This is a genomic window from Dietzia sp. HMSC21D01 (assembly GCF_001815995.1).
GTDB lineage: Bacteria > Actinomycetota > Actinomycetes > Mycobacteriales > Mycobacteriaceae > Dietzia > Dietzia cinnamea.
In genome coordinates, this window is sequence record NZ_KV823990.1 from 1 (window position 1) to 10,964 (window position 10,964).

The 10,964-nt window shown below is 71.6% G+C and carries 11 protein-coding genes and 1 pseudogene; 7 read left to right on the forward strand and 5 right to left on the reverse strand.

Annotation, left to right across the window (positions count from 1 at the left end; all coding sequences use genetic code 11):
* Positions 1-241: pseudogene (locus HMPREF3086_RS11945) on the forward strand (ABC transporter substrate-binding protein); the annotation flags it as partial.
* 26 nt (positions 242-267) lie between these two features.
* Here the strand turns inward: HMPREF3086_RS11945 and HMPREF3086_RS11950 are convergent.
* Positions 268-969 carry an IclR family transcriptional regulator gene (locus HMPREF3086_RS11950; protein ID WP_061227787.1) on the reverse strand — a complete coding sequence of 234 codons (702 nt, stop codon included), beginning with the start codon at positions 967-969 and terminating at the stop codon, positions 268-270.
* Positions 970-1,038: 69 nt separating this feature from the next.
* Here HMPREF3086_RS11950 and leuC point away from each other — a divergent pair, with 69 nt between their 5' ends.
* The 3 genes from leuC to HMPREF3086_RS11965 all read left to right on the forward strand — a co-directional run bounded on the left by leuC (position 1,039) and on the right by HMPREF3086_RS11965 (position 3,625).
* Entirely contained in the window at positions 1,039-2,505 is a 1,467-nt protein-coding gene (gene leuC, locus HMPREF3086_RS11955) for a 3-isopropylmalate dehydratase large subunit (protein WP_061227786.1), read from the forward strand.
* A 6-nt stretch (positions 2,506-2,511) separates the two neighbouring features.
* Positions 2,512-3,108: a 3-isopropylmalate dehydratase small subunit gene (leuD, locus tag HMPREF3086_RS11960; RefSeq protein ID WP_061227785.1), complete on the forward strand. Its 597-nt coding sequence runs from the start codon at positions 2,512-2,514 to the stop codon at positions 3,106-3,108.
* A 136-nt stretch (positions 3,109-3,244) separates the two neighbouring features.
* Complete coding sequence (locus tag HMPREF3086_RS11965) at positions 3,245-3,625, forward strand: HU family DNA-binding protein (protein ID WP_061227784.1); 381 nt, start codon at positions 3,245-3,247, stop codon at positions 3,623-3,625.
* A gap of 53 nt (positions 3,626-3,678) precedes the next feature.
* Here the strand turns inward: HMPREF3086_RS11965 and HMPREF3086_RS11970 are convergent, their stop codons facing one another.
* The 3 genes from HMPREF3086_RS11970 to cofC are packed head-to-tail and all read right to left on the reverse strand — an operon-like array spanning position 3,679 to position 7,399.
* Complete coding sequence (locus tag HMPREF3086_RS11970) at positions 3,679-4,593, reverse strand: NUDIX hydrolase (protein WP_061914400.1); 915 nt, start codon at positions 4,591-4,593, stop codon at positions 3,679-3,681.
* The gene (locus HMPREF3086_RS11975) at positions 4,590-6,686 is read right to left on the reverse strand and encodes an RNA degradosome polyphosphate kinase (protein WP_070722063.1); all 2,097 of its coding nucleotides are present in this window, start codon (positions 6,684-6,686) and stop codon (positions 4,590-4,592) included. The genes HMPREF3086_RS11970 and HMPREF3086_RS11975 overlap by 4 nt, the downstream gene beginning before the upstream one ends.
* On the reverse strand, positions 6,683-7,399 hold the full coding sequence (gene cofC / locus HMPREF3086_RS11980; protein ID WP_061227809.1) for a 2-phospho-L-lactate guanylyltransferase: 717 nt from the start codon (positions 7,397-7,399) through the stop codon (positions 6,683-6,685). The genes HMPREF3086_RS11975 and cofC overlap by 4 nt, the downstream gene beginning before the upstream one ends.
* 107 nt (positions 7,400-7,506) lie before the next feature.
* On the opposite strand from cofC, the gene HMPREF3086_RS11985 reads away from it, so the two are divergent.
* Entirely contained in the window at positions 7,507-8,505 is a 999-nt protein-coding gene (locus tag HMPREF3086_RS11985) for an NAD(P)H-dependent glycerol-3-phosphate dehydrogenase (protein WP_007633229.1), read from the forward strand.
* 10 nt (positions 8,506-8,515) lie between these two features.
* On the forward strand, positions 8,516-9,622 hold the full coding sequence (locus HMPREF3086_RS11990) for a D-alanine--D-alanine ligase family protein (protein ID WP_007633230.1): 1,107 nt from the start codon (positions 8,516-8,518) through the stop codon (positions 9,620-9,622).
* Positions 9,623-9,675: 53 nt separating this feature from the next.
* Here the strand turns inward: HMPREF3086_RS11990 and HMPREF3086_RS11995 are convergent, their stop codons facing one another.
* Positions 9,676-10,290, reverse strand: coding sequence for a DUF3515 domain-containing protein (locus HMPREF3086_RS11995; RefSeq protein WP_063973478.1), 615 nt, complete (start codon positions 10,288-10,290; stop codon positions 9,676-9,678).
* Between the two features lie 121 nt (positions 10,291-10,411).
* On the opposite strand from HMPREF3086_RS11995, the gene HMPREF3086_RS12000 reads away from it, so the two are divergent.
* A partial coding sequence (locus HMPREF3086_RS12000) for a thiamine-phosphate kinase (protein ID WP_246830982.1) occupies positions 10,412-10,964 on the forward strand: 553 nt, incomplete at its 3' end.

Below are 10,964 nucleotides of genomic sequence, written 5' to 3' on the forward strand. Positions count from 1 at the left end.
CGACACCCCCGTCGCCACCCTCGCGGCGGACTCGCCGCTCGGCGCGGAGATCCGCGCCCTGGGGTTCGAGGTGGACGCGCGGGCCGAGCCCCGGCCGTACCGCGAACTGCGGCGTCCGGGCGTCCAGGTGGTGCGGGTCGATCCCCGCGACGACGACCTCGTCGCGGCCGTGCGCCAGCCCAGTGTCTCGAGCCTGCCGTGGGCGTTGGACAGGCTCGTCCGCGGGCGACGGCCCGCCTGAGGTCGGCCGCGTGCCGGTAGGCCGCCCTACAGCCGCTTGTGGATCGCGTCCGCCGCGGTGAGCAGGTCGGCGGCCCACTTCACGCCCGGTCGGCGGCCGATGCGGTCCACCGGACCGGAGACCGAGATCGCCGCGACCACGGTGCCCGTCGAGTCCCGGATGGGCGCGGAGATCGAGGCCACGCCCGCCTCCCGCTCGGCGACGGACTGCGCCCAGCCACGCCGGCGGACCTCCGCCAGCTGGCGTTCGGTGTACGTGGCGTCGGTCAGGAGCGCGCGCTGCGTGGCCGGGTCGGCCCACGCGGCGAGGACCTTGGCCCCCGAACCGCGGCTCATGGGCAGGACCGCACCGACGGGCACCGTGTCCCGCAGGCCGGTCGGCGGCTCGGCCGAGGCCACGCAGATGCGGCGGTCGCCGTCCCGGCGGTAGACTTGGACGCTCTCCTCGGTGATCTCGCGCAGCCGCGGCAGCACCGAGGAGGCGGCGTCGGCAAGGGAGTCGGAGACGTGCGCCGCGAGTTTGGCCAGTCCGGGCCCGAGGCTCCACACCCCGGCGTCGTCACGGGACAGCAGTTGATGGATCTCCAGGCCCACCGCGAGGCGGTGCGCGGTGGCGCGCGGCAGTCCCGTCCGCTCGCAGAGGTCGGCCAGGACGCAGGGCTGCTCGGCCACCGCGTGCAGCACCGTCATCGCTTTGTCGAGGACCCCGATCCCGCTATACTGTCTCACAGTTCGACTATATCGTCCTACATGGTGAGAATCCATCAGAGGCTCATCCGGGATGTGACTGGAGGCGTGATGACTGAGACCGTGACCGGTGGAACGCGCCCGCGGACCCTGGCCGAGAAGGTCTGGGACGACCACGTGGTGGTCAGCGGAGAGGGTGAGGGCGAGTCCCGGGGGCCCGACCTCATCTTCATCGACCTCCACCTCATCCACGAGGTCACCAGTCCTCAGGCGTTCGACGGACTCCGCCTGGCCGGCCGTCAGCTCCGCCGCCCGGACCTCACGCTGGCCACCGAGGACCACAACGTGCCGACCGACATCGTCGGCGGCGCCGTCAACCTCATCGCCGACCAGACCTCGCGCGTCCAGATCGAGACCCTGCGCCGCAACTGCGAGGAGTTCGGTGTCCGGCTGTACCCGATGGGCGATCTCGACCAGGGGATCGTCCACGTCGTGGGCCCCCAGCTGGGCCTGACCCAGCCGGGCATGACGGTGGTGTGCGGCGACTCGCACACCTCCACCCACGGGGCGTTCGGGTCCATCGCCATGGGTATCGGTACCTCCGAGGTCGAGCACGTCATGGCCACCCAGACGCTCAGCCTGCGGCCGTTCAAGACGATGGCCGTGACCGTCACCGGCGAGCTGCAGCCGGGCGTCACGGGCAAGGACCTCATCCTCGCCGTCATCGCCCAGATCGGCACCGGCGGGGGGCAGGGTTACATCATCGAGTACCGCGGCGAGGCCATCGAGAAGCTCTCGATGGAGGCCCGGATGACCGTCTGCAACATGAGCATCGAGGCCGGCGCGCGGGCGGGCATGATCGCGCCCGACCAGACCACCTACGACTACCTGCGCGGCCGTCCGCACGCGCCCACGGGCGACGAGTGGGACGAGGCCGTGCGGTACTGGGAGAGCCTGCGCACCGACGACGACGCGGTCTTCGACGCCGAGGTCGTGATCGACGGCTCGGCGCTCACCCCGTTCGTCACCTGGGGCACCAACCCCGGTCAGGGCGTTCCGCTGGGCGCGTCCGTCCCGGACCCGGAGTCGTTCACGGACGAGAGCGCGCGGATCGCCGCCGAGAGCGCCCTGGAGTACATGGACCTGCGGGCCGGCACCCCCATGCGCGAGGTGCCCGTCGACGTCGTGTTCGTCGGGTCGTGCACCAACGGCCGCATCGAAGACCTGCGCACCGTCGCCGAGGTCATCGACGGGCAGAGGATCGCCGACGGCGTGCGGATGCTCGTCGTGCCGGGCTCCATGCGGGTGAGCCAGCAGGCCGAGCGGGAAGGCCTGGACCGGGTGTTCACCGAGTTCGGCGCCGAGTGGCGCCAGCCGGGCTGCTCCATGTGCCTGGGCATGAACCCCGACTCGCTGCTGCCCGGCCAACGGTGCGCGTCCACCTCCAACCGCAACTTCGAGGGACGCCAGGGCAAGGGTGCGCGCACTCACCTCGTCAGCCCGTCGGTCGCCGCGGCCACCGCGGTGCTCGGGCACCTCGCCTCACCCGCCGATCTCGAGCCCGCGAAGGGGGCCTGACACCTCATGGAGCCGATCACCACCCACACCGGCATCGGCGCCCCGCTGCGCCGCTCCAACGTGGACACCGACCAGATCATCCCCGCCGAGTATCTCAAGCGCGTCACACGCACCGGGTTCGAGGACGGCCTGTTCTCCTCCTGGCGGGCGAACGAGCCGGACTTCGTCCTCAACCGCCCGCCGTACGACCGCGCCTCCGTCCTGGTCGCCGGGCCGGACTTCGGGACGGGCTCGTCGCGGGAGCACGCCGTGTGGGCCCTCATGGACTTCGGCTTCCGCGTGGTCGTCTCGTCCCGCTTCGCCGACATCTTCCGCGGCAACTCGGGTAAGTCCGGCCTCGTGGCCGCCCGGGTCGAGCAGGAGAACGTCGAGCTCCTGTGGAAGGTGATGGACGAGCGACCGGGTATCGAGCTCACCGTGGATCTGGTCACCCGCACGATCACCGCGGGCGATGTCACCGTACCGTTCGACATCGACGACTACACGCGCTGGCGGCTCATGGAGGGGCTCGACGACATCGGCCTCACGCTGCGGCGCGCTGACGATATCGAGGCGTTCGAGAGCCGGCGGCCGGCGTTCAAACCGGTCACCACGCCCCGCTGACCGACGCGCGTCAAAAATGTTTCGGAGTCACCTCCGAATTGACCCCCGCCTGGCCCGGCCGTGTGATTATGCTTATATTCATTCCGTGCGGTTGCGAAAGCCGCGCACGCATACTCAGCCGAAGGGGGATCCCCACGTGAACAAAGCCGACCTGATCGCCGAGCTGGCGGACCGGATGGGCGGAGACCACCAGCTCGCCACCGAGGCGCTGGAGAACACCCTCGACATCATCGTGCGGACGGTGGCGTCCGGGGAGTCCATCACCATCATGGGCTTCGGCATCTTCGAGAAGAAGGCACGTGCGGCCCGCGTCGCGCGCAACCCCCACACCGGGGAGTCGATCCCGGTCCCGCCGACCTACTCGCCGGTGTTCCGGCCGGGTCAGTACTTCAAGTCCGTCATCCAGGGCACCGAGACGCTGCCCGAGGGCCGGCTCGCCGCCAAGCGGTCGAGCTCGCATCAGTCGTTCGGCGGCCTGCACGCCAACGGGGTCGGCCTCCGCGACAAGGTCAGCTGAGCCGCCCGGCCGCGGTCGGGCCCGGGCGGCCCGGTGACGGGGCCGCACGCGCCTCAGAACAGCGGCAGGGGGCTCGGGTAGTAGTCGGCGTGGACCACTGTCCCGCCGTCGAACCCCAGCACCCACACGCCGGCCTTCTTCGTGGACGCGTCGCCCACGTCGAGGCCGGCCGGCCCGGCCAGATCGCGGACCATCCCGGGGATGGCTGTGCCCTGCGAGGACACCGCGGCGATCCCCTCGGCGCCGGCGATCCGGGTCAGCCGTGACACGGCCGCGACGGGATCGTCGAGGTACGCCTCGTCGCTCAGCGCCGGCTCGGTCGAGATCGACGCCCCGAGCTCGTCGGCCAGCGGCGCGAGCGTCTGCTCGCACCGGACGCGAGGCGCGCTGTGGAGACGGGTGACACCGAACGCCCGCAGCATCGGCGCCAACATCTCGGCCTGCACCCGGCCGTTCTTCTCCAGCGGCCTCAGGTCGTCGTTACCGCTCCACTCGCTCCGGCGCCCCGCCTTGGCGTGCCGGACGAGCAGCAGGACCGACCGGGCGCGCGGCGCGTCGTCGAAGCGGGTGAGGATCTTCCGGTCGAGCGGGTAGGAGACGAGGCACTTGGCCTCGTCCACGGGCACCCAGCGGATCTCGTCGACCTCGGAGTTGGGGTGGAAGTCACCGCCGGTGGCCAGCGCCGACCAGTAGGTGACCTCTTTACGGGTGTTCTCCTTGAGGGGGTAGGCGGTCGTCCCGATCCGGGAGCGCAGCTCGGCGGCGAAGCCCGTCTCCTCCTCGATCTCGCGCACAGCGGTGACCGGCAGTGCTTCTCCGGCGTCGACCTTGCCCTTGGGGAGCGACCAGTCGTCGTAGCGCGGTCGGTGGACGACCGCACACAGCGGCGAATCGCCGTCCATCCGGTACAGGACCGCTCCGGCGGCCGGGACCACGCGGACCCTGGATTTCCCAGGCTTCGGGCTCATCGGTTACGGAACCCCGCGTGCTGGGAGGCCATTCGCTCCTGGTGATCGACCGAGTCGCCCCAGTCCTCCGGCGCCGGCATGCGTCGCCAGGTCGCGTCCGGCTGGAGGTGGAAGCTGCGGGTCGCCGGGTCGAGCGCCGAGTCGAAGATGCGGTGGATCTGCTCCTTGAGGCGGGGGTCGGTGACGGTGACCATCACCTCGACCCGGCGGTCGAGGTTGCGGTGCATCATGTCAGCGCTGCCGATGAACACCTCGTCCGCACCACGGAAGTGCAGGATCCGCGAGTGCTCGAGGAAGCGGCCGAGGATCGACCGGACGTGGATGTTCTCGCTCAGGCCCGGGACCCCGGCGCGGAGTGAACAGATGCCGCGCACCACGATTTCCACCGGCACGCCGGCCTGGGAGGCCCGGTACAGGGCGTCGATCACCTGCTCGTCCACCAGCGCGTTGGCCTTGAGTCGGATGCCCGCCTCGTGACCGTCCTCGACCAGGGCGATCTCGCGGTCGATCCGCTCGATGATGCCGGAGCGGATCCCCTCCGGCGCCACCAGCAGACGGCGGTATTTGCTCACGTTGGAGAACCCGGTGAGGTGGTTGAACAGGTCCGTCAGGTCCGACACGACCTCCTCGTCGGCCGTGAACAGCCCCACGTCCTCGTACAGCCGGGCCGTCTTGGGATTGTAGTTGCCCGTGCCGATGTGCGCGTACCGCTGGAGCCGGTCGCCCTCCTTGCGCACCACCAGGCAGGTCTTGCAGTGAGTCTTCAGGCCGAGCAGGCCGTAGACGACGTGGACGCCGGCCTGCTCCAGCTCGCGGGCCCACCGGATGTTGTTCTGCTCGTCGAACCGGGCCTTGATCTCCACCAGCGCGACCACCTGCTTGCCGGCCGCCGCGGCGTCGACGAGCGCGTTGACGATGGGGGAGTCACCGGAGGTCCGGTACAGGGTCTGCTTGATCGCCAGGACGTCCTCGTCCGCGGCGGCCTGCTCGATGAATCGCTGCACGGTCGTGGCGAACGAGTCGTAGGGGTGCTCGACGAGGACGTCGCACTCCTGGAGCGAGGCGAAGATGTTGCGGGCGGTTTCCCGCTCGCCGAAGGCCGGGGGAGTGGCCGGGACCATGGGCGGGTCCTTGAGGTCGGGCAGGTCCAGTCCGTGGATCTGCCACAGGCCGGTGAGGTCGAGCAGACCGGAGAACCGGATGACGTCGGCGGAGTCGACGTCGAGTTCCCGCTGCAGGATCCGCAGCATCCGCGGGGTCGTGTCCTCCGCGATCTCCAACCGCACCGCCGACCCGAACCGGCGGCGCGCCAGTTCGCGCTCGAGGGCCTGCAGCAGGTCCTCGTCGCGGTCCTCCTCGACCTCCATGTCCGCGTTGCGGGTCACCCGGAAGACATGGTGTTCGACGACCTCCATGTCCTGGAACAACTCGCCCAGGTGGGCGGCGATGATGTCCTCGGCGGGGACGAACGAGTACTCGTCCGGTCCGCCGCGGTCCACCCGGACGAAGCGCGGGACGTTGTGGGGGATCTTGACCCGGGCGAAGTGCTCCTGGCCCGAGTCGAGGTCGCGGATGATGACCGCGAGGTTGAGGCTCAGGCCCGAGATGTACGGGAACGGGTGCGCCGGGTCCACCGCCAGTGGGGTGAGCACCGGGAAGATCGAGTTGCGGAACAGCTCCGCCAGCGAGAACTTCTCGTCCGCGGTGAGGTCGGACCACGGGAGGATCCGGATGCCGTTCGCCTCCAGCTCCGGACGGATCTCGTCGCGGAACAACCGGGTCTGCTCGTCGCACAGCTCGCGCGTGCGCAGACTGATCCGCCCGAGCTGCTCGGCGGGCGTCTGGCCGTCCGCGGAGCGGACCGACAGCCCGGTCTTGTCACGTCTCTTGAGGCCGGCGACGCGCACCATGTAGAACTCGTCCAGGTTCGAGGCGAAGATCGCGAGGAACTTGGCCCGCTCCAGCAGTGGGAGGCCCTTCTCGCCGGCCAGCGCGAGCACGCGCGCGTTGAAGTCCAGCCAGCTCAGTTCACGGTTGAGATAACGGTCACGGGGCCGGGGCAGTTCCTGGAGGGCGTGCTGTTCTACGGTCACGGCACCATTGTGGCCGATACCCCGTCCGCGTGTGTCGCATGCCGTGTCGAGGGGTCGCGCAGCGCCCCGGCCGTGGCGGCGCCGACGTCACGGGCCGAGAGGGTGGCGAGATCGGCAGGGATGTCGACGTCCCGGCTCGCCGCGGCGAGATCGGCCGCCACGCCGACGGTCACGGCCCCGCCCGCGCGGAACCGGGCCGCGGAGTCGGGGCCGAACCGGCACACCCGGGAGTCGGGCGCGCCCGTCCAGAACGCCATCGTCGTCCCCGCCCCGCGATGGTCCGCGACCGTCGAATGGGGATGCCGCTCGGCGGAGGCGAGGATGCGCGCGAGGTGATGCGGGCGGAGCTCGGGCAGATCGGCGGCGACGACCCCGACCGGTCCGGGGACGCCGGCGAGCGCGGCCGTCAGGGCGGCGTTGAGGGGATCGACGTGGGAACGGGGCAGAGAGGGCTCGGGGACGAACTCCGCGCCGACCCGGGCCGCCAGGTCCCGGACGAGCGGATCGGCGGCCGAGACGACGCGGACCCGACCGACACCGGGGGCGGCGAGGCAAGAGCGCAGCACGTCGGTGGCCATCGCCAGCACCAGGGCTTTCCGCCCGGCCGACGGCAGAGCCGGGTCCAGGCGACTCTTCGCGCGGTCCAGCGCCTTGACGGGGACGACGATCGTCCAGCCGTCAGTGCCGGTCGCGCTGCCCTCAGCTGTGCTCATCGACCGCCATCCTGCCAGTCGCGCCTCGGCGGCGTCCCGCGCCGGGTAGCGTTTGCCGGGATCCACCGCGGTCGGCGGGCAGGGACGACGAGGGCCGGGAGGCGAAGATGGCGCGGATCGCGGTGATGGGAGCGGGGTCCTGGGGGACCGCGGTCGGCAAGGTGCTCGCCGATGCCGGGTCCGAGGTCGTGATGTGGGCGCGCCGCGAGGAGGTGGCGGCGGACATCAACGGCGCGCACTGCAACCCGACCTACCTGCCCGACATCGTGCTGCCCGCGAGCGTGTCGGCGTCCACCGATCCGGCGGAGGTCCTCGAGGGCGCCGAGGAGGTCGTGCTCGCCGTGCCCTCGCAGAGCCTGCGCGGCAACCTCGAGACCTGGGTCCGGTCCTTCGAGCCCGACGCCGGCGTCATCTCGTTGGCCAAGGGCATCGAGACCGGCACCCTCATGCGCATCAGCGAGGTCGTGGCGGAGGTCGTCGGTCTGCCGGAGTCCCGCATCGCCGCGCTGTCCGGCCCGAATCTCGCCCGCGAGATCGCCGAGGGACAGCCCGCCGCCACGGTGATCGCGTGTTCGGACGAGGAGCGGGCCGCCCGCCTCCAGGACGCGTTCTCCACCCCGTACTTCCGGCCGTACACCAACACCGACGTCGTGGGATGCGAGATCGGCGGCGCCACCAAGAACGTCATCGCGTTGGTGTGCGGGATCGCCACCGGGATGGGCCTGGGGGACAACACCATGGCCACCCTCGTCACGCGGGGGCTGGCCGAGACCACCCGGCTCGGGGTGGCGCTGGGGGCCAACCAGATGACGTTCGCCGGGCTGGCCGGGCTGGGCGACCTCGTGGCCACCTGCACCTCGCCGCTGTCGCGCAACCGGACCTTCGGGGAACGGCTGGGCCGCGGCGAGACCCTCGAGCAGGCGCAGCGGGCGACCAACGGCCAGGTCGCCGAAGGGGTCAAGTCGTGCACCTCGATCCGCGAGCTGGCCCGGCGGGCCGGGGTCGAGATGCCGCTCACCGAGGCCGTCCACGAGATCTGCCACGAGGGCGGCGACGCCGTGGAGGTGGCGGTGCGCCTCATGAGACGCAGCACCAAGCCCGAGTAGCCTCGGCCCGGTGAATCGCATCACCGTCGCAGTCCTCTACGGCGGCCGCAGCTCCGAGCACTCCGTGAGTTGCGTGTCCGCCGGTGCCGTCATGGGTCACCTCGACCGCTCCCGCTACGAGGTGATCCCCGTCGGCATCACCGAAGCCGGGGCGTGGACCCTCGGCTCCGACGACACGGCGGACCTGCGCATCGCCGACCGGATCATGCCCGTGGTCGACGCCGGCCGTCCGCGGGTGGCCCTCGGACTGTCCACCGACGACCGCGGCGTGCTGCGGTTCGCCGACGGCGACCGGGCCGGGCAGGAGATCGCCCGGGTGGACGTGGTCTTCCCGGTCATGCACGGCACGCACGCCGAGGACGGGACCATCCAGGGGCTGCTGGAGCTGTCCGGCATCCCGTACGTCGGGCCGGGTGTGTTCGCCAGCGCCGCGGGGATGGACAAGGAGTTCACCAAGGTCGTGCTGGGCGCGGCCGGGCTCCCGATCGGCCGTCAGGTCGTCCTGCGGCCCGGCACCGCGACGCTCTCGCCCGCCGACCGCGACCGTCTCGGGCTGCCGCTCTTCGTCAAGCCGGCCCGCGGCGGTTCGTCCATCGGCATCACCAAGGTCTCTCGGGCGGCCGACCTCGACGCCGCGATCGCCGAGGCCCGCCGCTTCGACGAGAAGGTGATCGTCGAGGCTGCGATCGTCGGCCGCGAGATCGAGTGCGGCGTGTTGGAGTACCCGGACGGCCGGGTCGAGGCGAGCCTGCCGGCCGAGCTGCACATCCCCGGCGAACCGACCGGGGTGGAGGGCGAGACGGAGGGCGACGCCTTCTACGACTTCGACACCAAGTACCTCGACGACGTGACGACCTTCGATCTGCCCGCCGACCTCCCGGCGGAGCAGACCGAGCAGCTACGGACCCTGGCGGTCGAGGCGTTCCACGCCCTCGACGCCCGCGGCCTCAGCCGCGTGGACTTCTTCGTCACCGCCGAGGGACCGGTGATCAACGAGGTCAACACGATGCCGGGATTCACCCCGATCTCGATGTACCCGCAGATGTGGGCGGCGACCGGGGTCGACTACGAGAGCCTGCTCGACACCCTGATCCGCACCGCGATCGCCCGCGGCTGACCTCAGGGCGCGGTGGGGCCCTGCCGAGTGGCGTCGGGGCGCCTTCGGGCGGGTCAGCCCGCCGGGGCCGGGTCCGGCTCGACCTCCTCGAGCGCGGCGGTGATGGCGTCGGACAGATCCTGGATCGGGCCGGTGCCGCTGCCCTCGGGCAGGGTCACCGCCACGTACTGCGGGCGGTCGACCGCTACCCAGGTGGAGGCCGTGACGGCCGGATCCGGATCGGGCTCGTTGAACCACTGCACGCCGTTGACCGCCTGCAGCGCGACGCCGACCGTGAACGTCGGCGGGGCCGGCATCCCACACCGCACGATGACCGGCTCGGCGTCCGGCATCCGGTACGCGGCCGTTCCCTCGGGCGCCGGCTCGACCAGCGCCACCCGGGCGGCGTCGCCGAGCGATTCCGGCAGCTGTTCGATCAGGGCGACGCACTCCTCGGACCCCGCGCCCGGGGCCGGGATGGCGACGGCGGCCACCGGCTCGCTCGCGGCCTCCTCGGCCGCCTCGTCGCCGATGCCGCGCACCATCACCAGCACCACCGCCAGCATCGCGAGGGGGATGACGACGGCGAGCGCCACCACGATTTTCGAGACCGGCGCCGCGGACGCGGTACCCGCATCCCTCGGTCCGGCGTCGTACCGGTCGGCCGGATCCGAATCCCTCGAAGCCACGTCGCGTCGTCCTTCCTCCCACGGCGACCGCCCCGGGGCGCGGCCGCTAGCCTGACGGCAACGCTACAGACCCACGCCGGAGCTCCCGGCGTGCGACTCCACGGGAAAAGGGGTGGCCGCCGTGTCAGACCGGGCCGGGACCTGGATGCATGCGGTCAGCCCCGACCGGGATCTGACCGTCGCACGGGCGGGGGAGGCGGCGGTTCTCGCCGTCCTCAGCGGGCCGGGCGACGGCCACCCGGACGATCCCGTGGGCAACGGGGACGACGCGGCGGTGCTGGGGCCGGCGGAGGCGACGGTGGTCACCACCGACATGCTCGTCGAGGGCACCCACTTCCGACTGGACTTCACCGGCTGGGCCGACCTGGGGCGCCGGGCGGTGGCCCAGAACGTCTCCGACGTCCTGGCGATGGGCGCCGACTGCACCCGGGTGCTCGTCGCCCTCGCCGTACCCGCCGGGACGACCATGGGGCAGATCGAGGACCTCGCCGCGGGGATCCACGGGGAAGCCGCCCGATCCGGTGCCGTCGTGGTGGGCGGCGATCTCACCAGGGCCGACCTCGTCGTCGTCGGCGTCACCGCGCTCGGCACCCTCCCGCGCGGCGCGCGACCACTGCGGATCGACGGCGCGCGGCCCGGGGACACCGTCGCACTCACCGGGACCCCCGGGCGCT

What these genes read in the sequence shown, in the direction of transcription:
- leuC (WP_061227786.1), top strand. Translation starts at nt 1,039, where the DNA reads ATGACTGAGACCGTGACCGGTGGAACGCGCCCGCGGACCCTGGCCGAG.
- leuD (WP_061227785.1), top strand. Translation starts at nt 2,512, where the DNA reads ATGGAGCCGATCACCACCCACACCGGCATCGGCGCCCCGCTGCGCCGC.
- HMPREF3086_RS11970 (WP_061914400.1), bottom strand. Translation starts at nt 4,593, where the DNA reads ATGAGCCCGAAGCCTGGGAAATCCAGGGTCCGCGTGGTCCCGGCCGCC.
- cofC (WP_061227809.1), bottom strand. Translation starts at nt 7,399, where the DNA reads ATGAGCACAGCTGAGGGCAGCGCGACCGGCACTGACGGCTGGACGATC.
- HMPREF3086_RS11985 (WP_007633229.1), top strand. Translation starts at nt 7,507, where the DNA reads ATGGCGCGGATCGCGGTGATGGGAGCGGGGTCCTGGGGGACCGCGGTC.